23 protein-coding genes and 1 pseudogene are annotated in these 25,644 nt (G+C 63.3%); 17 read left to right on the plus strand and 7 right to left on the minus strand.

Annotated features, from left to right (window positions below):
• Nucleotides 1–8 precede the first annotated feature (8 nt).
• The 3 genes and pseudogenes from A3A9_RS0101775 to A3A9_RS0101785 all read right to left on the minus strand — a co-directional run bounded on the left by A3A9_RS0101775 (nt 9) and on the right by A3A9_RS0101785 (nt 3,847).
• Entirely contained in the window at nt 9–1,418 is a 1,410-nt protein-coding gene (locus tag A3A9_RS0101775; RefSeq protein WP_245278957.1) for an MFS transporter, read from the minus strand.
• A 66-nt stretch (nt 1,419–1,484) separates the two neighbouring features.
• Nucleotides 1,485–2,543: pseudogene (locus tag A3A9_RS41040) on the minus strand (glycerophosphodiester phosphodiesterase family protein).
• Between the two features lie 95 nt (nt 2,544–2,638).
• Nucleotides 2,639–3,847, minus strand: coding sequence for an acyltransferase family protein (locus tag A3A9_RS0101785; protein ID WP_027057255.1), 1,209 nt, complete (start codon nt 3,845–3,847; stop codon nt 2,639–2,641).
• A 123-nt stretch (nt 3,848–3,970) separates the two neighbouring features.
• Here A3A9_RS0101785 and speB point away from each other — a divergent pair, with 123 nt between their 5' ends.
• The 4 genes from speB to A3A9_RS38065 all read left to right on the plus strand — a co-directional run bounded on the left by speB (nt 3,971) and on the right by A3A9_RS38065 (nt 7,176).
• Complete coding sequence (speB, locus tag A3A9_RS0101790; RefSeq protein WP_027028574.1) at nt 3,971–4,978, plus strand: agmatinase; 1,008 nt, start codon at nt 3,971–3,973, stop codon at nt 4,976–4,978.
• 30 nt (nt 4,979–5,008) lie between these two features.
• The gene (gene argC / locus A3A9_RS0101795) at nt 5,009–5,935 is read left to right on the plus strand and encodes an N-acetyl-gamma-glutamyl-phosphate reductase (protein WP_027057256.1); all 927 of its coding nucleotides are present in this window, start codon (nt 5,009–5,011) and stop codon (nt 5,933–5,935) included.
• Entirely contained in the window at nt 5,935–6,774 is an 840-nt protein-coding gene (locus A3A9_RS0101800) for an aminoglycoside phosphotransferase family protein (RefSeq protein ID WP_027057257.1), read from the plus strand. The genes argC and A3A9_RS0101800 overlap by 1 nt, the downstream gene beginning before the upstream one ends.
• A 78-nt stretch (nt 6,775–6,852) precedes the next feature.
• Nucleotides 6,853–7,176 (plus strand): hypothetical protein, encoded by a 324-nt coding sequence (locus A3A9_RS38065; protein ID WP_033838258.1) that lies wholly within the window; start codon nt 6,853–6,855, stop codon nt 7,174–7,176.
• Nucleotides 7,177–7,194: 18 nt separating this feature from the next.
• Here A3A9_RS38065 and A3A9_RS0101810 read toward each other — a convergent pair whose 3' ends face one another.
• Nucleotides 7,195–8,286, minus strand: coding sequence for a COX15/CtaA family protein (locus A3A9_RS0101810; protein ID WP_027057258.1), 1,092 nt, complete (start codon nt 8,284–8,286; stop codon nt 7,195–7,197).
• Nucleotides 8,287–8,438: 152 nt separating this feature from the next.
• On the opposite strand from A3A9_RS0101810, the gene A3A9_RS0101815 reads away from it, so the two are divergent.
• Both A3A9_RS0101815 and A3A9_RS0101820 read left to right on the plus strand, forming a co-directional pair.
• A complete protein-coding gene (locus A3A9_RS0101815) occupies nt 8,439–8,654 on the plus strand; it encodes a DUF2842 domain-containing protein (protein ID WP_027057259.1) in 216 nt (71 codons plus the stop codon).
• Nucleotides 8,655–8,760: 106 nt separating this feature from the next.
• Nucleotides 8,761–9,165, plus strand: a complete 405-nt coding sequence (locus tag A3A9_RS0101820; protein WP_027057260.1) for a hypothetical protein — start codon at nt 8,761–8,763, stop codon at nt 9,163–9,165.
• Nucleotides 9,166–9,216: 51 nt separating this feature from the next.
• Here the strand turns inward: A3A9_RS0101820 and A3A9_RS0101825 are convergent, their stop codons facing one another.
• On the minus strand, nt 9,217–10,275 hold the full coding sequence (locus A3A9_RS0101825) for a polysaccharide deacetylase family protein (RefSeq protein WP_027057261.1): 1,059 nt from the start codon (nt 10,273–10,275) through the stop codon (nt 9,217–9,219).
• Nucleotides 10,276–10,366: 91 nt separating this feature from the next.
• Between A3A9_RS0101825 and A3A9_RS0101830 the strand changes: the two genes are divergently transcribed.
• Nucleotides 10,367–11,596 (plus strand): GNAT family N-acetyltransferase, encoded by a 1,230-nt coding sequence (locus tag A3A9_RS0101830; RefSeq protein ID WP_027057262.1) that lies wholly within the window; start codon nt 10,367–10,369, stop codon nt 11,594–11,596.
• Here A3A9_RS0101830 and A3A9_RS0101835 read toward each other — a convergent pair whose 3' ends face one another.
• A complete protein-coding gene (locus tag A3A9_RS0101835; RefSeq protein ID WP_027057263.1) occupies nt 11,597–12,310 on the minus strand; it encodes a GntR family transcriptional regulator in 714 nt (237 codons plus the stop codon).
• 263 nt (nt 12,311–12,573) lie between these two features.
• Between A3A9_RS0101835 and A3A9_RS0101840 the strand changes: the two genes are divergently transcribed.
• The 6 genes from A3A9_RS0101840 to A3A9_RS0101865 all read left to right on the plus strand — a co-directional run bounded on the left by A3A9_RS0101840 (nt 12,574) and on the right by A3A9_RS0101865 (nt 18,393).
• Nucleotides 12,574–13,662 (plus strand): ABC transporter ATP-binding protein, encoded by a 1,089-nt coding sequence (locus tag A3A9_RS0101840; protein WP_027057264.1) that lies wholly within the window; start codon nt 12,574–12,576, stop codon nt 13,660–13,662.
• A gap of 34 nt (nt 13,663–13,696) precedes the next feature.
• Complete coding sequence (locus A3A9_RS0101845) at nt 13,697–14,986, plus strand: ABC transporter substrate-binding protein (RefSeq protein WP_027057265.1); 1,290 nt, start codon at nt 13,697–13,699, stop codon at nt 14,984–14,986.
• Between the two features lie 87 nt (nt 14,987–15,073).
• Nucleotides 15,074–15,985 carry an ABC transporter permease gene (locus tag A3A9_RS0101850; RefSeq protein ID WP_027057266.1) on the plus strand — a complete coding sequence of 304 codons (912 nt, stop codon included), beginning with the start codon at nt 15,074–15,076 and terminating at the stop codon, nt 15,983–15,985.
• 1 nt (nt 15,986) lies between these two features.
• Complete coding sequence (locus A3A9_RS0101855) at nt 15,987–16,805, plus strand: ABC transporter permease (protein WP_027057267.1); 819 nt, start codon at nt 15,987–15,989, stop codon at nt 16,803–16,805.
• 2 nt (nt 16,806–16,807) lie between these two features.
• Complete coding sequence (locus A3A9_RS0101860; RefSeq protein ID WP_033838310.1) at nt 16,808–17,554, plus strand: aspartate/glutamate racemase family protein; 747 nt, start codon at nt 16,808–16,810, stop codon at nt 17,552–17,554.
• A 5-nt stretch (nt 17,555–17,559) separates the two neighbouring features.
• A complete protein-coding gene (locus A3A9_RS0101865; RefSeq protein ID WP_027057269.1) occupies nt 17,560–18,393 on the plus strand; it encodes a GNAT family N-acetyltransferase in 834 nt (277 codons plus the stop codon).
• 29 nt (nt 18,394–18,422) lie between these two features.
• Here A3A9_RS0101865 and A3A9_RS0101870 read toward each other — a convergent pair whose 3' ends face one another.
• Nucleotides 18,423–20,744, minus strand: a complete 2,322-nt coding sequence (locus A3A9_RS0101870; protein WP_027057270.1) for a GumC family protein — start codon at nt 20,742–20,744, stop codon at nt 18,423–18,425.
• Nucleotides 20,745–21,002: 258 nt separating this feature from the next.
• On the opposite strand from A3A9_RS0101870, the gene A3A9_RS0101875 reads away from it, so the two are divergent.
• The 4 genes from A3A9_RS0101875 (at nt 21,003) to A3A9_RS0101890 (ending at nt 25,601) form a co-directional block, all read left to right on the plus strand.
• A complete protein-coding gene (locus A3A9_RS0101875) occupies nt 21,003–21,566 on the plus strand; it encodes a polysaccharide biosynthesis/export family protein (protein ID WP_027042340.1) in 564 nt (187 codons plus the stop codon).
• Between the two features lie 10 nt (nt 21,567–21,576).
• On the plus strand, nt 21,577–22,707 hold the full coding sequence (locus A3A9_RS0101880) for a glycosyltransferase (protein ID WP_027057271.1): 1,131 nt from the start codon (nt 21,577–21,579) through the stop codon (nt 22,705–22,707).
• A 90-nt stretch (nt 22,708–22,797) separates the two neighbouring features.
• Complete coding sequence (locus tag A3A9_RS0101885) at nt 22,798–24,333, plus strand: undecaprenyl-phosphate glucose phosphotransferase (protein WP_027057272.1); 1,536 nt, start codon at nt 22,798–22,800, stop codon at nt 24,331–24,333.
• A complete protein-coding gene (locus A3A9_RS0101890) occupies nt 24,330–25,601 on the plus strand; it encodes an O-antigen ligase family protein (RefSeq protein ID WP_027057273.1) in 1,272 nt (423 codons plus the stop codon). The genes A3A9_RS0101885 and A3A9_RS0101890 overlap by 4 nt, the downstream gene beginning before the upstream one ends.
• Nucleotides 25,602–25,644: the final 43 nt, after the last annotated feature.

A 25,644-nucleotide genomic window follows, 5' to 3' on the forward strand; every position in this document is an offset into this window, starting at 1 on the left:
TCGGCTTCCTATCCGGCGGTATGGTCGGCGTCGCGGATGAACAGGAAGGCGCAGAGCGCCGCGAACGCCACCGCGAGCGCGGAGGCGAGGAAAGCAATCTGCATGCCGTGGATCGTGCCCAGCGCCAAGGCCGAGCCGAACAATGCGACGCCGATCGCCCCGCCCGACTGGCGCACTGTATTGAGCACGCCCGAAGCTGTTCCCGACATCGCCGTCGGCACGGACGACAACAGCGCCGTGGTCATGGCGGGTACGGCGAGACCTATGCCGATCGGCAGGAAGAGCAACCGCCACAGCAGCGACAGGTAGGATGTATCGGCCTGGATCAGCGCCATCAGGCCGAAACCGACCGCACCGAGGAGCAGGCCGATCGCCATCGGCAAGCGTGAGCCATAGGTCGCCGCGATTCGTCCGGCCGCGACATTCGACACGGTGACCGCCGCCATGAACGGCAGGAAGGCAAGCCCGGTCATCTCGGGCGAAAAATGCCTTTCCTTCTGGAAGTAGAGGCTGAGCATGAAGATCGTGCCATAGAGCGTCAGGTTGACCGCCAGCCCGACGAGGCTCGTCACCGCAGGGATGCGGCTGGCAAACAGCTTTAGCGGAAACATCGGCGCCTTGCTCCGGCTCTCGACCAGCATGAACAGGCTTCCAGCCACCACCGCCAGGATCAATCCGCCAACGACCGGCAATGAAGTCCAGCCCGACGAGCCGGTTTCGATGAAGGCGCCGGTCAGCGAAAACAGTGTCAGCACGACAAGCCCCTGCCCGGTCCAGTCGATCGGCGGTTTCTCGGCCTTGGGCGGCGTCTCCTCCAGAAACCGGTAGGCCATCCAGATGGCGAGAACGCCGATGGGCAGGTTGACCAGAAAAATGCTGGCCCAGCCGAGCGACGCGACCATGAAACCGCCAAGCGCCGGCCCGGCCGACAGCGCGATGCCGCCCGCCGCCGTCCACAGGCCGACGGCGCGTGCCCGGCGCGGCTTGTCCGACGCATAGGCGCGGTTGAGCAGCGCCAGCGAACACGGCATCAGCAAGGCTGCGCCCGCGCCTTGCACGGCGCGCGCCGCGATCAGCACCCAGGCACTCCAAGCCAAGCCGCAGACCAGCGAAGCGACGCTGAACAGCGCCATGCCGCCGACGAGTACACGGCGGGCACCGATCCTGTCACCGAGCGCACCGCCGGCAAGCAGCAGCGAGGCGAAGGCAAGCGTGTAGGCATCGACCACCCATTGCAGGCCGCCTATGCCCATCGAGAGTGCGGCGCCGATCCTGTTCAGCGCTACATTGACGATGGAGACGTCGAGCTGCACCACCACGAAACCGAGACTGGTCGCGGCGACGGTGGCGGCATAGGCGATGTTGGCGGGGCGCTTGAAAACCAAGGTGTTGGACATGCCCATGGGTAACGGGTTCACCCTGACACCGTTCCGTCAGGAGACACTGCCCCGCGACAATGTGCCGAAACCTCGAGTGGCAGCAAATCAATTGATGCTGGCGGTCGCCGCAGGCTCGAGGCGTTCGCCGGTCCCGGCATAAGGCACGCGAGAACCATTCGCCGCCAGCCAGTCGATTGCCGCTTTGGGTTCATCGGTCTGGATGATGGTGGCGCCACGATCGACCCAGAAACCCCAGGCTTCGCGCGGCAAGCTGGCCTGCACCGCCAGTTCGTCGCCACGGCCGCCCGCCAGGAAGCCGCCCGGCTTGTTGACGATGGCGTAGGTGTCGGCCCAGATGTGCCAGTTGCCGCGCACCGCCGCCGCGCGCATGCGTGTGCTGAACAGCGGTCCGCCGGTTTCGGTCAGCGTCTCGGCGCCCGCCCGCCAGTTGATCAGCTCGATCGCGCATGGCGCAAAGGCGTGGTCGACCGTCTCGGCGAAACCTACATCATGAACCGCGTCATCGGCGAGGATTGGCATGAACTGGACACCGCCGCCGATCACAGCCATGGCGGCCTTGACCGTGGTGATCCTGGCCTGGTTCCAGAGGTTTTCCTTGACGATGACCTGGTCGGCCATGCCGAGATCACGGGCCACCGCGATCATGCCCGGGAGGTCGCCGACTTCGAGCTTGTTGTCGAGGTTGATGAGGATCCTGTCCCGGGTCGCCAGCAGCATTTCGCGCAGCGTCGAGACCCTCTCATTGGTGACGGCGTGGGTGCCCTCGATCACCAGCCGGCAGGTCCTCAGTTCGGCCAGCGTGTACTTCACCACCTCGCCCTTGCAGGTCGTGGTACGGTCGAGCCAGCTGTCATGCATGACAACGAACTCGCCGTCTTTCGAGCGCCTGATATCGACCTAGACGATCTCGGCGCCCATGGCGATCGAGCCTTCGACGGCGGCAAGCGAATTTTCCGCATAAAGCGTCTTGCCGGCCTGCATGCTGCCAGCGCGATGCGCGGCCACCATGACATGGTCGCGCCACTGGTTGGCATGCTCGAAGCGATCGAGAATCTGCCTGGCGCGGGTTTCACCGGCGATGGCCTGACCGGAGACGGCCGCGAGTGCCGTGCAAAGCAGGAGGCTCAGCCAAGGGGTCCGCATCAAGAATCGCTCCGTTCCGGATTGGGCCGGAATAGGCGACCCCCGTGACGGCCACATGAACGAAGCCGGCTAGTGGTCGGTCGCAGAAGCGTTCGTCAGATGCGTTTCGAGAGCCGGCGGAACCAAGCCGTTGCAGGCATTTCGACCAGGCGCCAGGTGATCCACGAGGCGGCGATGGTGGCAACGAGCATCAGGATGATCGCCACGGTCCCGGTCCAGCCGGCGCCGAAGCCGGTCGCGGGCTGGCCGCGCAGCACGAAGTCGCCGATCAAGCCAAGGCCGAGCTTGCGCTCGACGAGCCCGGCAACGTTGATCAGGCGCGCCTGGACGAAGATGTGGACCATGTAGATCGAATAAGACAGCGCGCCGAGTGTCAGCATGAACGGCGTCCTCAACAAGGCGCTGATCCAGCCGCCTTCATGAGCAAAGAGAAACAGCGCCAGCGCGAACACCAAGGGTGCTGCGATGCCGAAATCATTGCTGCCCGCCAGCGAGACAAAAAGCACGATGACCGCCACCATGACGATTTCGGCAAGCGTCCAGCTCAGCCGTGGGCCGCTCCTGGCAAGGAGCTGTCGCGCCCCTGCAATGGAATCATGTTGAAACCACGCAAGCAGGGCACCGAGCGAGAAGCCATAGAGGCAGCGGATGAAGCCGAAATCGTAGGAGACGTCCATATGATGCGTGGAGAAGCCGAGCAGGAACAGCGGCGCAGTGACGGCGGCGGCGACGAACCATACCCAAGCCCGCGCGCCGGCAATGAAGACCACGCCCGCGAACAGAAGATAGGCGAAAAACTCCGCCGAAATGCTCCAGCTTGGCGCATTCCAGGTCAGGTGATCCTCGAAGCCGACACCTTGCAGCAGGAGCAGATTGGCAAGCAGGCTCTTGAGATCGAAACCGCCGGTGAAGGGGGCGGCGCCGGTGCCGTGCAGTTGCGGCAGCACCAGCCGCAGCAGTTCGAATCCTGCAAAGGCTGCAAGCATCAAGAGATGCAGCGGGTAGATACGACCGAAACGCACCAGCGCGAAGCGGGCGACCTCTTCCGGCTGGCTCAGCCGATTGCCGTAGCTGCTGGCGATGACGAAGCCGGAAAGGACGAAGAAGAAGTCAACGAACAGATAGGACGAACCGATGAAGCTGCTTTGCGAGATCGCGGAAGCGGTCGGGAAATGAAACAGCGCGACCAGCAGCGCGCAGATGCCGCGCCACGAATCGAGAACCTGGAAGCGTTCGCCCGCGATCGTGCCGGTGTGGGTCGACACCACGGCATGGGACGGATTAAGAAACGCGGTCTGCGTCATGATGATACAAATCCTGTCTTGCCGTGGCACCCGGACGGCGCGATTTCGTCTCGCCAAGCTGTGACTGGCATCTTCCGTGCCGGTTCTGTAGTTGTTGCACCCCGATGAAACCGAGGACCAGTAATGGCGACCAAGAACATCGACCATGCCTTCACCGCCCGCTCCAAAACCGGCGGCGCCCTTGAGCCGACCTATTCCGGCGCGCTGTCGTTCATGCGGCGCAAATACACCAAGGACGTGAAGGGCGCGGACGCCGTGGTCTGGGGCATTCCCTTCGACGCCGCCGTCACCAACCGGCCCGGCGCTCGCTTCGGGCCGCAGGCTATACGCCGCGCCTCTGCGATCCTCGACAATGACCCGCAGTACCCGTTCTCGCGCGATCTGTTCGAACACCTCGCGGTGGTCGACTATGGCGACTGTCTGCTCGACTCGGGCAACCACCAGAAGACGCCCGGCACGATCGAGCGCGAAGCGGCGAAGATCCTGAAGTCAGGCGCCTTCCTGCTGACGCTGGGCGGCGACCATTTCGTCACCTGGCCGCTGCTCAAGGCTCATGCCGCCATCCACGGGCCGCTCGCCTTAGTGCAGTTCGACGCGCATCAGGATACCTGGCCTGACGATGGCAAACGCATCGACCACGGCTCCTTCGTCGGCCGCGCCGTGAACGAAGGCATCATCGATCCCGAGCGTTCGATCCAGATCGGCATCCGGACGCACGCGCCTGACACGTTCGGCATCAAGATCCTCTACGGTCACGAAATCGAGGAAATGCGTGCGTCCGACATCGCCTACGCCATCGTCGATCGCACCGGCGGCAAGAAGACGTACCTCACATTCGATATCGACTGCCTCGACCCGGCCTATGCGCCTGGAACCGGCACGCCGGTGGCCGGCGGGCCGTCCTCGGCGAAGATCCTGTCGACGCTGCGCCAGCTCAATCAGGTCGATATTGTCGGCGCCGATGTCGTGGAGGTTGCGCCGGCCTATGATCACGCCGATATAACCGCGATTGCCGGCTCAATGGTCGCCATGCAGTATCTAGGCTTGCTGGCGGAGCGAAAGGCACGTCAGGAAGAGATGAACAACGGCCATCACAACGGTGCCGCGGTGAATCACGGTCACGGCATATAGTCTTGAAATATCAGGGAATTTGATCAGTCCATGAAACCGAAAATCTTCATCGATGGCGAGCACGGCACCACCGGTCTCCAGATCCGGGCGCTGCTTGCCGAGCGTGGCGACCTGGAGATCATTTCGATTCCGACCGAGCGCCGCAAGGAAACCGCGGCGCGCGCCGAATTCCTCAATGCCGCCGATGTCGCGATCCTGTGCCTGCCGGATGATGCTGCGAAGGAGAGTGTCTCGCTGATCGCCAACGACACCACCAAGGTCATCGATGCATCGACCGCGCATCGTGTCGCCGAAGGCTGGGCCTATGGCTTCGCCGAGATGGACAAGGATCAGCCGAAGGCAATCGCCGTGGCCAAGCGCGTCGCCAACCCCGGCTGCTGGCCGCAGGGACCGATCGCAACGCTGCGGCCACTGGTCACATCAGGCCTGCTGCCGGCCGATTTCCCGATCGCCGTCAACGGCATTTCGGGCTATTCGGGCGGCGGACGCCCAATGATCGAGGATTATGTCGCCAAGGGCGAGGACGCCTCGGAGTTCCTGCCCTATGGCCTGACCCTGCAGCACAAACACGTGCCAGAACTGCGGGCCTATGCGAAACTGTCGCACGACCCGATCATGCAGCCGGCGGTCGGCAATTTCGCGCAAGGCATGATCACCGTGGTGCCGCTGCAGCTCGGCGGCCTCGACCACGTGCCGACGGGTGCGGAGCTTCATGCGGCCATTGCCGACCATTTTGCCGCGATCAAGGGCGGCGTGGTCGAAGTGGCGCCCTATGCGCATCTCGAGCGCATGCCGGACATCGATCCCGAGATCTACAACGGCACCAACCGCATGAAGCTCTATGTCTTCGCCAACGACAAGCGCGCGCAGGCGCTGCTGCTGGCGGTCTACGACAATCTCGGCAAGGGTGCCTCGGGTGCGGCCGTCCAGAACATGGACCTGATGCTCGGGCTTTGATGGACGCACCAGCCTTCTCGGCGCGCTGGAAGGTCAGCGCGCCCGAACTCATTGCCGAGACCTTTTCGAGCCGCATCTGGAAGGTTGTTCGCGAGGATGGCTCGCCGGCCGTCGTCAAGGCGCTCAAGCCGTTCGACGATGTCGCCGACGAGTTGCGCGGCGAGCATTTCCTGGCTCGGCGGCGCGGCGAAGACGCGGTGCGCCTGCTTGGCCGCGACGGCCACTCCATGCTGCTCGAATATGCCGGCGACACCCTGCTTTCGCGGGTTCTCGACGAACAGGGCGACAACGCCGCGACCACGATCGCGGCGGAGGTGATGGCGCGACTGTTTTCACCCGGGAAAGACCCCTTCCCGCCGGAGCTTCAGCCGCTGAGGGAGCGATACGTCAGCCTGTTCAGGAAAGCCGCGACCGATCGCGATGCCGGCCATGCCAGCCTCTATGTCGAGGCCGCAGCCATCGCCGATCGGCTGCTGGACGATCCGCGCGACATCAGGGCGCCGCATGGCGACCTCCACCATGACAACATCCTGCATGAGCCGCGCGGCTGGCTGGTGATCGATCCGAAAGGCGTGCTCGGCGATCCCGGCTTCGACGCCGCCAACATGTTCTACAATCCGCTCGATCGTGACGAACTCTGCCTCGATCCCCTGCGGATCGCGCATATGGCCGAAATCTTTGGCAGGACGCTTGGGCAGTCGCCGGCAGCGATACTGGACCATGCCATCGCCTATGGCTGCCTGTCCGCGGCCTGGCACCAAGAGGACGACAACGCGGTCGAGGAGAACCGCGAATTGTCGATCGCCATGGCGATCCGAACGGTGCGGGCCAGCTTCTGATCAAGCAAGGCTATTGGTAAACACTTATTTACCATGTTGGACTACTGAGGTTTCTTGGCTCCACTCCAAGGATTCGTCATGGTCAGCGCGATCTCGGGCTCCTCCTCCGCAGCCCAGTATTCCTCCTCCAGTTCGTCGAGCAGTGCAGCCCAAGAGGCCGCGCTCGAAAAGCAGATCCAGGACCTGCAAGACCAGGCCAAGGCGATCAAGGATCAGGTTCAAGCGGCCCAGATTCAGCAGGATATCGCCACGGCCCAGGCCAAGCTCGACGCGCTCAGGGCCACCGACGCCGACAAGGCGGCCAAGGCAGCCCAGAGCCAGTCAACGCCATCCGCGGCGGCTGTGCGCCAGGCGGAATTCGACGGCCAGAAAACCACCCAGTCCAACGAATTCTGGATGTGACGGGCCGATCGCTCGGAATCAACTCCTGAGCGCGATCTCCTGCGGCAAGGGGTAAGCCCCCTTGGTGCCGCGCCAGTGCGCGGTGGCAAGGCCCAGCACGATCAGCGCAAAACCCTGATGGGTCAGCGCCATATGCAGCGGCACATGCATCAGCAGCGTGCCGATGCCGATCGAGGCCTGCACCAGCACCAGCCCAAACAGCAGCGTAGCGCGACGGGCATGGGTTGAGCCCGGCAGGCGCATCCGCGTCGCAACCATGTGCCAGAGCGCGACGGTGAAGACCGTGTAAGCGCCGAGCCGATGGATAAACTGCACCGTCTTCGGGCTCTCGAAGAAGTTGCGCCACGCCGGCTCGAGGATCAGCAGATCGCCGGGGATGATCTTGCCGTCCATCAGGGGCCAGGTGTTGTAGCTCAAGCCGGCGTCGAGGCCGGCGACCAGGCCACCGAGATAGATCTGGACCAGCGCCAGAAGCACGATGAAGCCGGCCAGCCGCTGCGTCGAACGATCGGCTGCAGGCTCGGAATGCGGCGCCAGCCCACGCGCCACGACCATGGTGGCGGTGAAGATCAATGCCGCCAGCGTCAGGTGCGTCGCCAGCCGGTACTGGCTCACCGACACACGGTCGACCAGGCCGGAAGCCACCATCCACCAGCCGATGGCGCCCTGCAGGCCGCCAAGAAGCAGAATCCCGACCAGCTTTGGCCCCAGGCCGCGCTCGATGCGGCGCGTCGCCCAGAGGACCAGCAGCGGCAAGGCAAAGACCAGGCCGACACTGCGCGCCAGGATACGGTGCGCCCACTCCCACCAGAAGATCGACTTGAATGCCTCGACACTCATGCCCTTGTGGAGCTCGGTGTATTGCGGGATCTGCTGATAGCGCTGGAATTCCTCTTGCCACTCGGCGTCGTTGAGCGGCGGGATGACGCCATGGATCGGCTGCCATTCGGTGATGGAAAGACCTGACTCGGTAAGCCGCGTTGCGCCGCCGACCAGCACCAGCGCAAACAGCACCAGGAGCACGGCGTAAAGCCAGCCGCGCACGAGTGCGCGGTTGTGGAGGTCGCGGGCGCGGGCGACGTATGGCGCGGCGGCTGAGATGGCGGCCATGATCTTGTCCCGGCAGGTTGAGGTCGCGGATAGGTGAACCATCGCACCGGTGCTGGCAAGACCATCCGACGCGGCACGCCGTCGCGCCTGATGTCGCGGGTTGCGTGTGTCCTGCGTTCGGCCTAAGCGGTAGCGATCAACGAGGCCAAGCCATGCCCATTCGCCTGAAAAAGCTGATCGGAATGTTCCTGCTGGTGGCGCTGGTCATCATCTATGCGCTAGTCGCATCGATCTTCGTGGTCGCCAGGCTGTCGGAGTCCGGTCCGTTGGTGCAATTCCTGTTCTTCCTGTTCAGCGGCCTGCTCTGGGTGCTGCCGGCAATGGGCATCATCAAGTGGCTGATGCTGGAGCCGAGGGTAAAGCGCTGAAACGGCTTGGGTCGGTTCGCACCGGCCCCGCGTCAAAAACGCGATCGTGATTCACCAGCCAGCCAGCAAAGGACTATGTTGACGGCGCTCACCTGGGGAGGCCGGCATGCTGAAAGGGATGTTCGCGGGGCTGATCTTGCTGCTCGCATCGCTCGCCGCGTCGGTTGCGGCAGCTGAAACCATCAACGTATCGGACGATCATGGCGGCAGCGTTGCCGCCTACAGCCAGCGCTGGAAAGCATTGGCGGCACGCGGCGTCAATGTACGCATTGTCGGCAAATGCCAGTCCGCCTGCACGGTGCTGCTTGGCTATATTCCCCGCAGCCGCATATGCGTGATGCCGGCGGCGAGCTTCGGGTTCCACCTTGCGCACCGCACCGACATGACCGGCGTGTTGTGGAACGCTTACGCATCCGACATCCGCGGCTGGATCAACGCGCATGGCGGGTTGACGGCAGATCTCAAATGGATGAGCGCCCCAGACACCTACCGGTATTTCCACAAATGCTGACTTGCGAATGTTGGTCGGTCGATCGTCGATACCCGCCCTGCCGCCAGTTCGTCAGATGGTGACGACCATCTTGCCGGCATTGGCAAGCGGCGTCGTCACGCCCGACAGCATGGTGCGGATATGGGCCAGGTTCTGGTAGCGACCATTGACCGAAATGCGCGGCAAGGCATGCAGGAAGCCGGCATGTTCAGCGTGCAGCAGACCATGGCGGGTCGTCACGGCCGAGACATAGCCGGCGTCACGGACAAAGCCCACTTCGCGGCAGCCGACGGCGCTGGCATAGCCATAGGGATAGGCAAAATGGCGAGGCTCCCCGCCGAGCGCGGTCCGCAACACGTCTTTCACGGCGCCGATCTCGTGGCGCGCATCGGCTTCGGAAAGCCGCTTCAGATTGCTGTGGTTGATCGTATGGGCGCCGATCGCCACCAACGGATGCGCGGCCACAGCACGAAGCTCATCCCAGTTCATCAGTGTGCGCAGTCGTGGGGCGTCTGCGTCGACGCCATTTGATTTGGCAAGATCGCGCAGCACGCTCCGCAGATCTTCCTCGCGAACCGCGGTGGCGAGGTAGGCGTGCAGCCGGGCTATGGCCTGGTGCTTCCTGGCCGGGGTCGCGCAATCGATCACTGTCGGACCGTTGGAGGTCGGCAAGGTCAGGCGGTTGCATGCATTGACGATGTCCTCGGCCACGTCCCACCACAGGTCAGCGGTGCCGTCGATCAGCCCGGGCGCGACATAGATGGTGATCGGAGCGCCGTGTTTTTCCAGCACCGGCAACGCCTCGGTCATGTTGTCGCGATAGGCATCGTCGGCGGTGATGGTGGCGAACCGGCCGCCCTTGCCGCCTGCCTTGATGTGCTCCACGGCTTCGTCCATCGACACGAAGGCATAGCCGTCGGCCTTCATGTCGGCGATCACCGCGTCGAGGAAACCGGGCGCAATGTTGAGGTGCCGGTTGACGCTGTCAGGCTTTTCGGGTGTCGCAGTCACGCGGTGCAGCATCAGGATGGCGCCGATGCCGCCGACAAACGGCCTGGCCAGTGGTGCGAGGCCGGTATAGCGGGCGAAATTGAGCGCCAGTTTCCGGATTGCCTCCCCGCCGTCGATCATTCATTCACCTTTTGCGCCTAGGCTGATCCAAGCACGGAACACGCCTGAGCGCTCCCCCAAATCGGGATCAATACGCCTTAAGGATTGAGGTATGGTTGACGCAATGGCGTCATTTGACGGCAATCGGCTCATGGCGACCGAGGCTTCGCCACGCGCCCTGCCCGGGGATGCCGTGGGGCTGTCGGTTTCCGTTGCCGCAGCCGAAGGGCTCGCCGCCTATGCGGGGTTCTGCAGCTCGGCGCTCTTTGCGCCTGCACAGGGCGCGATATGGATCCTGAACTGGGCCGCGCAGATCAAGCCGGATGTGGTGGTGGCGACGCTCACGCTCGAAGGAAAGCCGGTCTTCGCGCTGGCTCTCGAGGTCGTCAGCCGCGGCCCGCTCCGGGTCGCCCGTTTCATGGGCGACCGCCACGCCAATGGCAATTTCGCCGCAGCCGACCCGCAGTGGCTGGCCAGGGCTGACGTCACGGCCGTCCGCTCGATGTTTGCGGCCATCGCCAAGGCGCGCCCCGACATCGACCTCATCGCCCTGGAACGATTGCTGCCCGATCTCGACGGCATCGCCAATCCGCTCGCATCGCTCGATCACTTCGCCAGCCCCAATCTTTCGCTGGCCGTCGACCTTGCCGGTGGCTTCGATGCGCTGCTGTTGCGCGCCAGCGGCAAGCGCAAACGCAAGAAACATCGTTCGCAGACGCGCAAGTTCGAGGCGGTCGGCAACCACCGGCGCGTCGAGGCGCGCACCTCCGAAGAGGTGGACAGGCTGCTCGACGCGTTCTTCGAGATGAAGGAACTGCGTTTTCGCAAGATGGGCATCGCCAACGTCTTCGGCGACGAACAGACCCGCGCCTTCTTCCGGGCGCTGTTCACGCAAGCCCTGGCCGAGGACAAGCCCTCTTTCATGCTGCATGGGCTGGAGGTCGCCGGCAAGCTGCGCGCCATCACCGGGTCGAGCCGCTCCGGGAAACGCCTGATCTGCGAGTTCGGAGCGATCGCCGAGGATGATCTGGGCCACACCAGTCCCGGCGATTTCCTGTTCTTCGACAACATCCAGGAAGCCTGCGAGACCGGTTTTTCGGTCTATGATTTCTCTGTCGGCGACGAATCCTACAAGCGGCAGTGGTGCGATATCGAAACCCGGCATTTCGAGATGCTGGTGCCGCTGACGCTGAAGGGCCGCGCGCTGGCGCTGACGCTTCGTCAGGGTGCGCGGCTGAAAGCCTTCGTCAAGAACAGCCCAACGATCTGGAAGCTGACCAAGATGTTGCGCCGCAAGGCAGTTGGGCAGGCTGCGCCCGCTGCCACGGACGACGAAAACTAGTCAGAAGTTGAGAGCTTCCCTGAGTGCCGGGCCGGCCCTGACACGAAGATCGAGATCGGCCTCGATATGGTCGATGTGGTGCAGCATCAGCCGGCTCGCCCGCTCGCAATCGCTGCTCTCCAGCGCGCCGACGATTTCCGTGTGCTCGCTATGCCCGCAGGCTGAAACGCCAGACCGTCCGTAAAGGGCGATGACCAGTGACGACCGTGCAACCAGTTCTTCCATAAAGCGCTGCAGAATGGAGTTGCCCGCGACTGATGCGAGCAGCAGGTGGAAATCACCCGACGCCTTGATCTCGGAGCGGCGCGCATTGGGGCCGCGCTCGGCTATAAAGCGACCTTCCTCGTCGAGTTGAGCGCGAAACGCTGCAATATCGGCTGCTCTGACGCGCCCGCAAGCGGCAATGGCGATGCCCGGCTCGATCAGCCGGCGCGAGGCAAACACCTGGCGCGCTTCCTCGGGCGACGGGTTGGCGACAAAGGCGCCACGGTTTCGCTCGGTGCGCACAAGGCCCTCGAAGGACAGCATCTGCAACGCCGCGCGCGCCACGGTGCGCGACACGTCGAACAGCGTGCCGACCTCGCCTTCCGAAAGCTTGGTGCCCGGCGCCAGCCTGCGGTCGACGATGGCGTCGCGCAGATTGTCACGGATCGCCTGGGCGCGATCCTGGTTGGCGCTGTCGGTTGCGGAATAGATATGATCGGCAATGTTCATGGCGATGTTGTTCCCGGCCTCTTCTAGCGCGACTCGTCCTCTCCGCACGAGAGGCAAAGTGGACACGAAGCCAAAAAAGATTGCATACGATTCTTGTGCATATCGCCAACAATCGCCCATAATTTGTGCAATGCACAAGACAGCTCGCTGCATGAGCAAAAGGCCAGAACCCTGATTTTTCAGACAATTCAATTGGTTGGCCCGACACATCCCATTTGGCACGCATGATGCATTGGTTAACACGACCAAACGGGGAAGCCTGAATGTCCAAAGCCGCCGAGATCGACATCGTGTCCGTTTCGAAAGTCTATGGAACGACGACCGCCGTCGAGGACATCAGCCTGAAGATACCGGCGGGCACCTATTGCTGTCTGCTAGGCCCTTCCGGCTGCGGCAAGACCTCGACGCTACGCATGATCGCCGGCCACGAAAGCATTTCGTCGGGTGATGTCCGGCTCGGCAACACCGTCGTCACCGACCTGCCGCCGGCCAAGCGCGGCACGGCAATGATGTTCCAGTCCTACGCTCTGTTCCCGCATCTCGACCTCATCGACAATGTCGCCTTCAGCCTGAAGATGAAGGGGGTCGACAAGGAACAGCGCCGCGCCAAGGCGCTCGACATGCTGAAGCTGATGCAGATGGAAGCCTATGCGACGCGCCGGCCCGCGCAGCTTTCCGGCGGCCAGCAACAGCGCGTGGCGCTGGCCCGCGCGCTCATTACCGATCCCGAGGCGCTGCTGCTCGACGAACCGCTGTCAGCGCTCGACCCGTTCCTAAAGATACGCATGCGTGCCGAGTTGAAGAAGCTGCAGACCTCGCTCGGCATCACCTTCGTCCACGTCACCCACAGCCAGGAGGAGGCCATGGCCTTGGCGGACCTGATCGTGGTGATGAATGACGGCCGCATCGAACAGGCAGCACCGCCGCGCGACGTGTTCGAACGGCCGGCCACGGCCTTTGTCGCGCGCTTCATGGGCGACCACAATGTCATTTCCGGCCGGGTCACCGCCAGCCAGGACGGCATGGTCGTCTTCGACGTCAATGGCGGTGGCGCGCTCGCCGCCTGCGGGCAAGGCCAGGAGCCGGGCACGCCGATCGACATTGCCATCCGCACCGACCATGTGCGCATCGGCCAGGCGCCCTCGCCCGGCCTCGGCTTCACCGGCATCGTCTCCAACATCGAATATCGCGGCGCCACGGTGAAGCTGTCGGTTACCGGCGCCGGCATCGACGACTTCACCGTCATCATCGACGATTCCGACTTCTTTGCCAGACCCGTCGCCCTTGGCGACGCTGTACCGCTCGCCTGGGATGCCGAGGATGCGATCGTCCTCGGCCGCCTTCATTCATGACTTCAACGAAGCAAAACAAGACAGGGGAATAGGCATGACAAAAACCACCGAAACGAAGACTGGCATTTCGCGCCGCTCGCTGCTCAAGACAGGTGCCGCCGCCGTCGGCTTTGCCGCCGGCTCGGGAGTCATCACAGGCTTCCCGACCATCTGGGCTCAGTCCAACATCACGCTGCGCCAGTTCGGCACCGGCGTATCAAACCTCAACGCCATCGCCGACAAGTGCAAGGCCGACCTTGGCATCACGCTGGAGATGACGGCGACCGATTCCGACGCCGCTGCCCAGCGCGCCGTGACCCAGCCCGACAGCTATGACATCGCCGACATCGAATACTGGATCTGCAAGAAAGTGTTCCCGAGCGGCGTGCTGCAGCCGATGGATGTCAGCAAGCTGAAATATTACGACGAGCTGGTGCCGCTGTTCAAAACCGGCAAGCTGACGCCCGACAGCGTCATTGCCCAGGGCACCGCGCCGCACACGGTTGGTTATGTCGAGGCGCAGGATTCAAAGACCTTCGCCAAAGCGCCGACCAACTGGTTCACCATGGTGCCGACCATCTACAACGCCGACACGCTCGGCATCCGCCCCGACCTCGTCGGTCGCGACATCACCACCTGGGCCGACATCTTGGATCCGGCCTTCAAGGGCAAGACCGCGATCCTCAACATCCCCTCGATCGGCATCATGGATGCGGCCATGATCATGGAAGCCACCGGCAACATCAAATATGCCGACAAGGGCAACATGACCAAGGACGAGATCGACAAGACGATCGACTTCCTGATCAAGGCCAAGCAGGCCGGCCAGTTCCGCGCCTTCTGGAAGTCCTTCGACGAGAGCGTCAATCTGATGGCGTCGGGCGAAGTGGTCATCCAGTCGATGTGGTCGCCGGCCGTTGCCGCCGTGCGCTCAAAGGGCATCGCCTGCCGCTTCCAGCCGCTCAAGGAAGGCTACCGCTCGTGGGGCGGCGGTCTTGGCCTGGCAGCCCATCTCAAGGGCGCCGAACTCGACGCGGCCTACGAATACATCAACTGGTACACGTCGGGCTGGGTCGGCGGCTACCTCAACCGCCAGGGCTACTACTCGGCCAACATGGTCTCGGCCAAGAAGTTCATGTCCGAGGATGAGTGGGGCTACTGGATCGAAGGCAAGCCGGCCAAGGGCGAAATCAAGGCGCCCGACGGCACCGTCATGGAAAAGGCCGGCGCCGTGCGTGACGGCGGCTCCTTCGAAGAGCGCATGGGCAAGGTCGCCTGCTGGAACTCGGTCATGGACGAGGACCGCTACATGGTGAAGCGCTGGAACGAGTTCATCGCGGCGTAAGCGAACAAGCGCCGCTCCTCTACCCCTTCTCCCGTTGCGGAGAAGGGGAACGCGGCTCAGGCCGCATCATCAAACCCGAGAGCATTGATGACAGTCGCGCTCGAACGCCCTGCAATCGCCGCCGCGAAACCAGCCCGACGACGCCGCTTCTCGCTCAGTGCCGTCACGCCCTACCTTCAGTCGGCACCTCTGGCGCTGATCCTTGGCGCGTTCCTGCTTTTGCCGATCATCATGATCGTCGTCGTGTCCTTCTGGGACTACGACTTCGCCGCCATGTATCCGGATTTCCTGACCACCAACTATTCCGATGTGCTGGGCTCCTGGGTTACCTGGAAGACCTATCTCAACACCATCAAATTCGCCGTCATCGTCTGGGCGCTGACCTTGTTCATCGGCTTCTGGGTCGCCTATTTCCTCGCCTTCCACATCCGCACCACGGCCATGCAGATGGTGCTGTTCCTGGTCTGCACCGTGCCGTTCCTGACCTCCAACATCATCCGCATGATCTCTTGGATCCCGGTGCTCGGCCGCAACGGGCTGATCAACTCGACGCTGGTGCATCTGGGGCTTGTACCCAAGCCCATCGAATGGCTGCTCTATTCCGAATTCGCGGTCGTGCTCGCCATGGTGCATCTCTACACGCTGTTCATGGTGACGCCGATCTTCAACACGCTGATGCGCATCGACCGCTCGCTGGTCGAGGCAGCACGCGATGCCGGCGCCTCCGGCTGGCAGGTGCTGTGGAACGTCATCATCCCGCTGGCCAAGCCCGGCATGGCGATCGGCACCATTTTCGTCGTCACGCTGGTGATGGCTGACTTCTCCACCGTGCAGGTGATGTCGGGCGGCCAGAGCGCATCCGTTGCGCTGATGATGAAGAACCAGATGTCGCTGCTGCAATATCCGGCCGCCGCGGCCAACGCCGTGGTGCTGCTGGTGCTGGTGCTGTTGATGGTCGCCGGCATCCTGCGCATCGTCGATATCCGCAGGGAGCTTTGAGGTGAGCCACGAAAAACGCACCTTGGAATTCTATGTGTTGGCCGGCTTCTTCGCGCTGTTCGTGCTGTTCCTGTACGGCCCGCTTTCGGCGATCCTGATCCTCTCCTTCCAGGGCGAGACCGGCGGCCTCACCTTCCCGCTCAACGGCGTGTCGTTGCACTGGTTCGCCAATCTGTTCGAGCGTCAAGCGGTTGGCGATTTCGGCGGCAGCTTCAAGCGCTCGCTGGTCCTGGGCCTGATGGTGATGGTCGTCACCGTCGTGGTGTCACTGCTGGCGGGGCTCGCCTTCCGGCAAAAATTTCGCGGAGCGACGGCTTTGTTCTATCTGGCCGTCGCCAGCCTCGTCGTGCCCTCGATCATCATTTCGCTGGGCATCGGCGTCGTCTTCCAGCAGGTCGGTTTTCGCCCTGCCTGGTACACGTCGGCCTTCGGCGCACACCTGACCTGGACCTTGCCGTTCGGCGTGCTGATCATGTTCGCCGTCTTCAACCGTTTTTCGCCGGCTTACGAGGAAGCCGCCCGCGATCTTGGCGCCAGTTCCTGGCAGACCTTCGCCCATGTCGTCTTGCCGATGATCGCGCCGAGCCTGATCGGCGTCGGCCTGTTCGGCTTCACACTGTCCTATGACGAATTCGCCCGCACGCTGATGACCTCAGGCAGCTTCAACACGCTGCCGCTCGAGATCTACGGCATGACCACCAATGTCACCACGCCGGTGCTCTACGCGCTGGGCACGGTGACGACTGTGTTCTCCTTCCTGGTGATCCTGGCGACGCTGGGCGTCATCCTCTATGTCGGCCGCCGCCGGGCGAGAGCGTGACCGTGCAGATACTGGTGGTGAACCCCAACACGACGGCGAGCATGACCGAGACGATCGCGGCGGCAGCGCGCGGCGTCGCCGGCGCCTGGACCGAAATCGTCGCCGTCACCTCGTCCATGGGTCCGGCCTCCATCGAGGGCTATTATGACGAGGCACTGGCTGTGCCGGGCCTCTTGATGGAGATCGCCGCCGGCGAGCGACAGGGTGCTCAAGCCGCTATCATCGCCTGTTTCGACGACACCGGGCTAGATGCCGCGCGCGCCATGGCCGCCATTCCCGTCCTCGGCATCTGTGAGGCGGCGCTCAGCCTCGCCTCCTTCATCGCCCAGCGCTTCAGCGTCGTCACCACCACCGACCGCTCGCGCGTGCCCGTGGAGGCGCTGGTGCAGCGCTACGGCATGGCCGGGCGCGCGCGTGTGCGCGCCGCCGATATTCCCGTGCTTTCCCTTGAAGACCCGGCATCCGGCGCGGTCGAGAAACTGCGCGGCGAAATCGCCCGCGCCATCGAGGAGGACCGCGCCGAGGCTATCGTGCTTGGTTGCGCCGGCATGGCCGATCTTGCCCACCGTCTGCAGGAGGAATTCAGCGTGCCGGTCATCGACGGCGTGAGTGCGGCGGTGAAGCAGGCGGAAGCGTTGATTGCCTTGGGCCTGTCGACCTCCAAGCGCGGCGCCTATGCCAGCCCTCTCGCCAAGCCCTATCGCGGCGTGCTGAAATCCTTCTCGCCCGGGATGATCGCCGCGGAATGAGAGCCATGAAACCGACCCTCCGCACACTGTCGCTGCAGGAACTGAGTGTTCTGATCGACTGGGCGGCCGCCGAGGGATGGAACCCTGGCATCGACGATGCAGCCGCCTTCCAGGCTACGGATCCGGAAGGCTTCATCGGCGCGTTTGTCGGCAATGAGATGGTCGCGGCAATCTCGGCTGTCGCCTACGGTCCCGAATTTGGTTTCATCGGCCTTTACATCTGCCGGCCCGACATGCGTGGCAAAGGCTACGGCAAGGCGGTTTGGACTGCCGGCATGAAAAGGCTCGCAGGCCGCACGATAGGGCTCGACGGGGTTGAAGAACAGCAGAGCAACTATCGGCGCAAAGGCTTCCGTCCGATCTATGAGACCATCCGTTACAGCGGGCGCCCGGCAGTACCAGCCGTCAGCGCCGAACGGCTGCGTACGGTTACCACGCAGCTCATTCCCGACATCATCGCCTATGATGCCCATTGCTTTCCCGCGCCCCGGCGCGCGTTCCTGCAGCAGTGGCTGCAGCCGCCGCACCATGCGCTGGCGGCAATCACGTCCCAAGGGACGAACGGCTATGCGGTGGCGCGCTTGTGCCGCGATGGCTTCAAGATCGGACCCTTGTTCGCAGACGGCGTGGAGACCGCGCTGCACTTGCTTGAAAGCCTGGCGGGTGCCTGCGAGGGCGATCTCAACATCGACGTTCCGGCAACGAAGCTGGACTTCATATCGGCGCTCGGTGCGGCTGGCTTCTCACCGACCTTCACCACCACGCGAATGTACAAGGGGCGGCCGCCGAAGCTCGGCCCCGAGCGGATATTCGGCGTGACGAGCCTGGAACTGGGATAAGCACCGAGCGTCAGAGAACAGCAGTTCTATCAGGCCGCGGAGCGCCGCCCGGGGCTGCCCGGCGGTTCGTGGCCAAGCGGCGTCACCAGCGTCAGGTCGGGGTAACCGCTCTCGATCAGCTTGACGGCGGCCTGCGTGACCTCATCGTCCGGTTCGAGCATAGACAGGAACACTTCCGTGGCCTCGCCGCCCAGGCGGCTGATGCCCTGCGCATCGGCCGGCCCGCATTCGACCACCACGAGGTCATAGGCGGTGGTCAGCGACTGCATGATGATCGGCAGCCGGTCGGCGGCGCGCATGGCGCGGACCGGATCGGCGGTACCGACGGGAATGACGTGGCAATCGGAATAGAGATCGGCATGGATCACGTCGCTGAACTGCGCCTGCGAGGCCAGCAGATCGGTGATGCCCGGGAAAAGCCCGCTGTCCAGCATCGGCCGCGAAGCGGCACCCGAGGCGGTCAGGTCGAGCAGCAGGACGCGCAGGCCGGCGTCGGAGACCTCACGCGCCACCAGGACCGCGGATGCGGCCGCCTCGTCACCTTCGGGCGAAACAAATATGGCGCGCGCGGCGCCACTGGCGATCAGCTTTTCCGCGGCCTTCTCGATGTCGATCTCGCCGAGCACCGAGCGCGGCCGCTGGACCTCCAACGCGGGCTCGGGCTCGACGACTGATACAGCCTCTGCAATGGGCACGGCCTTGGCCACAGATTCGGCCACGGCAACAGGCTCGGCGATAGCAACAGGCTCGGACGTTGTAGATGGCTGCGGCATCGACAACATTTCCGGATCCGCAACCATTTCTGGCCATGGCGTCTCGGCGGCACGATTGGCGAGCTCGCTGGCGACAGCCGGTTCCGGGCGGGCGGATGGCTCCAGAGGAGCCGCTGGCTCCGGTTGGGCAGTTGGCGGCATCGCCACTTCGTCGATCGGCGCAAAACGGGCACCCGTGGCCGGGCGCATGGCGCGGCCCGAGAAGAGCTCCCGCAGCAGCGTGAAGACCGCCGCCAGCAGAAGCGACGCCGCCGCAGCTGCGCCAACGATCGGCCCGACCTTGGGAAAGTACGGCTCGGAGGGCACCGAGGCCGGCGAGGCGACGCGGGCGTCGACCGGCACGTAGTTGCGGTCCTTGCGCGAAGCGGCCTCCCGATAATTGGTCAGATAGAGTTCGAGCTGCTGGCGCTTGGCGGCCGCATCGCGCTGCAGCGCGTCGAGATCGACCTGCTGTTCGCCGGCCTGCGCCGAAGCGGCTTTCAGCGTGTTGACGTCGGCGACGAGCTGGCTTTCGCGTGCCTTGGCGGCATCGGCCTGCATCACCAGGCCCTTCATGACCTTCTGGGCTTCGCTGCGGATCTGCGCGTCGAGATCGGCCAGCTGTGATTTCGCGGCGCGAACGCGCGGATGATTGTCGAGCATCGTCGTCGACAGATCGGCGATGTTGGCGCGCAGCTCGGCCTGGCGCTCTCGCAAACGCTGGATCAGGTCGGACGACAGCACTTCCGGCAGGGAATCCAGCGAGCCGCCATTCTGCAGCGCCTTGCGCATGCTGTCGGCGGTGCCTTCGGCCGCGGCGCGGTTGGCACGCACGCGCGACAATTCGGTCGACAGTTCGGCCAACTGCTGGGTCGCCAGAGTGGCATTGTTGCCGCCCATCAGGAGGTCGGACTGGGAGCGGTAAGCCGCAACCTTGGCCTCGGCATCCCTGACCTGCTTCGACAGATCGGCAATCTCGGGCGCCAGAAAATCCGCGGCGGCGGTGTTCGATTCGCTCTTGGCCGCGCCCTGCCCCGCAATATAGGTGGCGGCAATGGCATCGGGGATGGAAGCCGCGAACTTGGGATCCTCGGAGGAGAATTCGATGGCAATGATGCGGGTCTTTTCAACGCCAAAAACGTTGAGCTTCTCGCGCATCTTCTTCAGGACACGCTCGTCGAGAGGAACATCCGTCGGGTCGTTCTTAAGCCCAAGCAGGACCAGCACGCGGCTCAGATACGACATGTTGGCCGCTTCGTCGAACTCAGGCAGCCGCGACAGGCCGAGTTTCTGCGCCACCTGCTTGAGGATTTCGTTGGACGAAATGATCTGGACTTGGGTGGCGACCCCCTGCTCGTCGAGGATCGGCTTGTCGCCGTCATTGTTGCTGCCGGCCGGACGAGTATAGACGGATTCGCGCGGGGCGATTTCCACCTGCGTCTGGGCCTTATAGTGCTTTGTCGCGAATGATGCGAAAGCAAAGGCCAGGCCCGTCAAGACCAGAACGAACAGCAGGATGCGCAGCCAGTTCCTCGCCAAGCTGGCGAAGAGCTGCCTGAGGTCGACGTCGACATCTGCGGCCGCGGACTGAACGGACATGCATCCCTACTCCGAAACTGGGTCAGCATGCACCGTAAACAACTATGGTAACCCAGTAGTTAAGATCGCGGTAATATTTCGTTAGGGATTACTGGCGAGCAGCAAACAAACCCGCAAAAAACGACAAAACCATTGCCGGTGTGCGCCGCATCGACCGCCTCCTTTACCGACCATTAACCCTAACAGGATGATAACGAACCTCGATATCAGATGTTTGCTGCGATGCTGCAGCGGCCAGCCGAAGGTACGTGTCCGGTCATGAAAAGCACTGCTTCTCTCTTTCGCGCGCTGCTTGCCGTATCGATGCTCGCCGGCTGTTCCAGCTACCGGCCGACTCCGGCGGCCTTCCACGAGGTGCTCGACCAGCCCTACCGCCTCGGCGCCGGCGACCGCATCCGCGTCACCGTATTCGAGCAGGACGGGCTGACCAACACCTACAGTGTCGACCAGTCCGGCTATCTCTCCTTCCCGCTTGTTGGCGCCATACCGGCGCGTGGCCACACCGCGCAGCAGATGGAAAAGGAAATCGCCGACAAATTGCGGCAGGGCTATCTGCGCGACCCCGACGTCTCGGTCGAGATCGATCGCTACCGGCCGATCTTCGTCATGGGTGAAGTGGGTGCCGCCGGCCAGTATTCCTACGTGCCCGGCCTTACCGTGCAGAAAGCCATCGCCATTGCCGGCGGCTTCTCGCCACGCGCCAACCAGGAAAGCGTCGACATCACCCGCGACATCAACGGCAAGGTGATGACCGGCCGCGTGGTCACATCCGATCCGCTGCTGCCCGGAGACACTGTCTACGTCCGCGAACGCCTGTTCTGACAGACCCCACGTGGCGGACAAGCTCAGGATCGTCCACTGCTTTCGCTCACCCGTCGGCGGAATTTTCCGTCATGTGCGCGACCTGACGGAAGCGCAGGTTGCCGCGGGCCATATGGTCGGAATCGTCTGCGATTCAACCACCGGCGGCGAATTCGAGGAGCGTCTGTTCGCGCAGATGAAGGACATGCTGGCGCTGGGTATCCATCGCACGCCAATGCAGCGCCATGTCGGCCCGGGCGATCTCGCCTCGGCCCGGCGCACCTACAGGATCATCAAGGAATTGCGGCCGGACGTGTTGCACGGGCACGGCGCCAAGGGTGGCGCCTATGCCCGTCTGTTCGGCTCATTGTTGCGGGTATCAAGGTCTCGCGTAGCCCGCCTTTATTCGCCGCATGGCGGCTCTCTCCACTATGACGAGAGCACAGCCACCGGAAAGCTGTTCTTCGCGCTCGAGCGCTTCATGGCACGCTTCACCGACTGCCTGTTGTTCGTCTCGGACTATGAGCGGCGGACCTATCGCAGGAAGGTGGGCGAGCCGCCGATCCCCAACATTCTGGTCTACAACGGACTGCGCACCGCCGAATTCGAGCCGGTGATCACCGTTACCGATGCGGCGGATCTGCTCTACATCGGCATGATGCGGGACCTGAAGGGGCCCGACATCTTCATCGACGCCCTGGCCGCCGCCGGTCCGCAGCTCGGCCGTGCGCTGAGCGCGGTGATGGTCGGCGACGGCGATGACCTGCCGCGCTACCACGCGCAGGTAGAGCGCCTGGGACTTCAAGGCAACGTCCGCTTCCTGCCGCCAATGCCGGCCAGGGAAGCCTTTGCGCTGGCGGCGCTCGTCGTGGTTCCCTCGCGCGCGGAAGCCATGCCCTATATCGTGCTGGAGACGCTTGCCGCAGCGAGACCGATGATCGCGACGTCCGTCGGCGGCATACCGGAGATTTTTGGCTCCGGCTCCCCTGCCTTGATTCGCCCCGATCCGGCCGAACTCGCTGACAAGATGAGTGAGGCGCTTGCCGACCTTGCCGCCTACAGCAAACTGATGCCCGCTGCCGTCAGCCTCCGGGCGCGCTTCGGCGCCGACGTCATGGCCGCCGAAATCGAGAAGGCTTATTTCGCCGCGCTGGACAGGTAGCGCCCAAGCCTTTCCAAAGCCACGCGTTGTTTCAAGGGTTTCTTAGCTCTCTTTTGCTATTGCGTCAGGGGAAGCTTGCGGACAGCCCCCATGAACGAGATCGACCCCGCACACCGCTTTTCACCAGAAGCCGTGCGCAAATTCGAGGCACCGACCGAAGGCGACACGCCCGGCGGCATGAATGACGTTGCCCGACAGGTCGCTTCGCAATACCGGCGCGATACGATGTCGCCGATCATGGTCAGCGGCGTGCTGCGCATGGTCGAATTCGGCTTGCTGTTCCTTTCGGGCCTTGGCGTCTACTTCCACTATGTCGGGTTCTTCAACTATCTCGCCTGGCAATATCCGCTGACGATGGCCGCAGCTTCGTTCCTTGCCGTAGTGCTGCTCGACGTCAGCGACTGCTACCAGGTCGTCTCGTTGATGCGGCCCATCGCCAATTTCGGCCGCATCCTGCTGGCCTGGGCCGGCGCCTTCGCGCTGATGGCTTTGACCGCTTTTGCCGTGAAGATGTCGGAAGACTACTCGCGCCTTTTGTTCGGCACCTGGTTCGTCGTCGGTTTCGTTCTCCTCTTCGGTCTCAGGCTGGTGATGTCGAAACTCATCCGGCGCTGGGCGCGCGATGGCCGCATGGAACGGCGCGCCGTCATTGTCGGCGGTGGCAAGGCGGCAGAAGTGCTGATCCGCTCGGTTGAAAAGCAACCCTACAACGATATCCGCATCTGCGGCATCTTCGATGATCGCGGCGACAAGCGCTCGCCGCCGATCGTTGCCGGCTATCCCAAGCTCGGCACCATTTCGGAACTAATCGAATTCGCCCGCATCGCCCGCATCGACATGCTGATCGTGTCGCTGCCGCTGACGGCTGAAATGCGTGTGCTGCAGCTGTTGAAGAAGCTGTGGGTGCTGCCGGTCGATATCCGCTTGTCGGCGCATTCCAACGCGCTGCAGTTTCGCCCGCGCGCCTATTCCTTCATCGGCTCGGTGCCGATGCTGGATATTTTCGACAGGCCGATCAACGACTGGGATTCGGTCGCCAAGCGTGCCTTCGATATCATTTTCAGCCTCATCGGCATCGTGGTGTTCTCGCCAGTGATGCTGGCAACCGCCATCGCCATCAAGCTCGACAGCAAGGGACCGGTGCTGTTCAAGCAAAAGCGGCACGGCTTCAACAACGAGATCATCGAGGTCTACAAGTTTCGCTCGATGTACACCGACCGCTCGGATCCGACCGCCAAGCAGACCGTGACCAAGAACGATCCGCGCGTCACCCGCGTCGGCCGCTTCATCCGCAAGACGTCGATCGACGAGCTGCCGCAGTTCGTCAATTCGCTGCTGGGCTCGCTGTCGCTGATCGGCCCGCGCCCGCATGCCATCGCCGCGCAGTCTCACAACCTGCTCTACAACGAGGTAGTCGACGGCTACTTCGCTCGCCACAAGGTCAAGCCCGGCGTCACCGGCTGGGCACAGATCAATGGCTGGAGGGGCGAGATGGACACCAACGAGAAGATCCGCATGCGGACCGAATACGATCTCTATTACATCGAGAACTGGTCGCTGCTGTTCGATCTCAGAATCCTGTTCCTGACACCGGTACGGCTGCTCAACACGGAAAACGCCTATTGAGCGCGATTTCCCACGAGCTGCCGTCGGCCGCGGTCAACGCCAAGCTGATCGCGCTGATTTCGACCGGTGCGGTGGTGGTCGGCATCCTTTTGTCCGGCTTCGTCATCAGCGAACCGGCGCCTTACGAAATCTACATGGCCGGCCTGATCGTCATCTGGGCACTGTTTGGCCTGAGGATTTCCCGCGCGGCGGCACCGCTGCTGGTGCTGCTGGTGACGATGAACATCGGCGGCATGATCTCGATGACGCAAATGGCGGACCTCGCCTTCACGCCGCTCTATCTCTCCGTGTCGCTGTTCCTGGCCTTCAGCGCGGTGTTCTTCGCCTCGATCACCGCCACGCAGCCCGGCCTCTACCGGCTGATCTTCAATGCCTATGTCGTCTCGGCGGTGGCGACTTCGCTGCTCGGCATAGCAGGCTATTTCCATGCCTTTCCCGGCGCCGAAATCTTCACCAAATATGATCGCGCCGCCGGCGCCTTCCAGGATCCGAACGTCTTCGGACCTTTTCTGGTGCTGCCCGGCATCTATCTGCTCTACCTGATCCTGACCGGTTCGGTCTCGCGCATGCCGGTGCTGGCGGTGCCGCTGCTGATCATCACATTGGGCATCTTCTTCTCCTTCTCGCGTGGCGCCTGGGGCATGTTCGCGGTTTCGGCCGTGCTGCTCACCGGCTGCCTGTTCCTGCAGAGCAACAGCGGCAAGTTCCGGCTGCGCGTGGTGATCATGACCATTGCCGCGCTGTCGTTGCTGACGATCGCCATCATCGTCATCCTGCAGCTGCCCGGCGTGTCGGAGATGTTCACCCAGCGCGCCCATCTCGAGCAGAGCTACGACACCGCGCGCCTCGGCCGCTTCGCCCGCTACACGATTGGCTTCCAGATGGCGATGGAGCATCCGTTCGGCATCGGACCGCTGGTCTTCGGCAAGATGTTCGGCGAGGATACGCACGACATCTGGCTGAAAATGCTGATGGACTATGGCTGGCTCGGCTTCGTGTCGTTCCTGACGCTCGTCTTGTGGACCATCGCAGCCGGGTTCCGAATCCTTTTGCGCGACCGGCCGTGGCAACCCTATCTGCTGTGCGCCTATGTCGCCTTCATCGGCAATATCGGGCTCGGCACCTTCATCGACATCGACCACTGGCGCCACATGTATCTGCTGCTCGGCCTGATCTGGGGCGCGATCGCCCTGGAATACCGCCACCAGCGGCAATTGCTGCGGGCATTTCCAGGCGTGTCGGCGATCACATCCATACCAGCGCGATAAACGCCGAATTTCGGTTGACCCGAACAGGGTTATCACGATACAT

It is taken from the genome of Mesorhizobium loti CJ3sym (assembly GCF_000472785.1).
Classification (GTDB): domain Bacteria; phylum Pseudomonadota; class Alphaproteobacteria; order Rhizobiales; family Rhizobiaceae; genus Mesorhizobium; species Mesorhizobium loti_E.

What these genes read in the sequence shown, in the direction of transcription:
- A3A9_RS0101785 (WP_027057255.1), bottom strand. Translation starts at nt 3,847, where the DNA reads ATGACGCAGACCGCGTTTCTTAATCCGTCCCATGCCGTGGTGTCGACC.
- speB (WP_027028574.1), top strand. Translation starts at nt 3,971, where the DNA reads ATGGCGACCAAGAACATCGACCATGCCTTCACCGCCCGCTCCAAAACC.
- argC (WP_027057256.1), top strand. Translation starts at nt 5,009, where the DNA reads ATGAAACCGAAAATCTTCATCGATGGCGAGCACGGCACCACCGGTCTC.
- A3A9_RS0101800 (WP_027057257.1), top strand. Translation starts at nt 5,935, where the DNA reads ATGGACGCACCAGCCTTCTCGGCGCGCTGGAAGGTCAGCGCGCCCGAA.
- A3A9_RS38065 (WP_033838258.1), top strand. Translation starts at nt 6,853, where the DNA reads ATGGTCAGCGCGATCTCGGGCTCCTCCTCCGCAGCCCAGTATTCCTCC.
- A3A9_RS0101810 (WP_027057258.1), bottom strand. Translation starts at nt 8,286, where the DNA reads ATGGCCGCCATCTCAGCCGCCGCGCCATACGTCGCCCGCGCCCGCGAC.
- A3A9_RS0101815 (WP_027057259.1), top strand. Translation starts at nt 8,439, where the DNA reads ATGCCCATTCGCCTGAAAAAGCTGATCGGAATGTTCCTGCTGGTGGCG.
- A3A9_RS0101820 (WP_027057260.1), top strand. Translation starts at nt 8,761, where the DNA reads ATGCTGAAAGGGATGTTCGCGGGGCTGATCTTGCTGCTCGCATCGCTC.
- A3A9_RS0101825 (WP_027057261.1), bottom strand. Translation starts at nt 10,275, where the DNA reads ATGATCGACGGCGGGGAGGCAATCCGGAAACTGGCGCTCAATTTCGCC.
- A3A9_RS0101830 (WP_027057262.1), top strand. Translation starts at nt 10,367, where the DNA reads ATGGTTGACGCAATGGCGTCATTTGACGGCAATCGGCTCATGGCGACC.
- A3A9_RS0101835 (WP_027057263.1), bottom strand. Translation starts at nt 12,310, where the DNA reads ATGAACATTGCCGATCATATCTATTCCGCAACCGACAGCGCCAACCAG.
- A3A9_RS0101840 (WP_027057264.1), top strand. Translation starts at nt 12,574, where the DNA reads ATGTCCAAAGCCGCCGAGATCGACATCGTGTCCGTTTCGAAAGTCTAT.
- A3A9_RS0101845 (WP_027057265.1), top strand. Translation starts at nt 13,697, where the DNA reads ATGACAAAAACCACCGAAACGAAGACTGGCATTTCGCGCCGCTCGCTG.
- A3A9_RS0101850 (WP_027057266.1), top strand. Translation starts at nt 15,074, where the DNA reads ATGACAGTCGCGCTCGAACGCCCTGCAATCGCCGCCGCGAAACCAGCC.
- A3A9_RS0101865 (WP_027057269.1), top strand. Translation starts at nt 17,560, where the DNA reads ATGAAACCGACCCTCCGCACACTGTCGCTGCAGGAACTGAGTGTTCTG.
- A3A9_RS0101870 (WP_027057270.1), bottom strand. Translation starts at nt 20,744, where the DNA reads ATGTCCGTTCAGTCCGCGGCCGCAGATGTCGACGTCGACCTCAGGCAG.
- A3A9_RS0101875 (WP_027042340.1), top strand. Translation starts at nt 21,003, where the DNA reads ATGAAAAGCACTGCTTCTCTCTTTCGCGCGCTGCTTGCCGTATCGATG.
- A3A9_RS0101885 (WP_027057272.1), top strand. Translation starts at nt 22,798, where the DNA reads ATGAACGAGATCGACCCCGCACACCGCTTTTCACCAGAAGCCGTGCGC.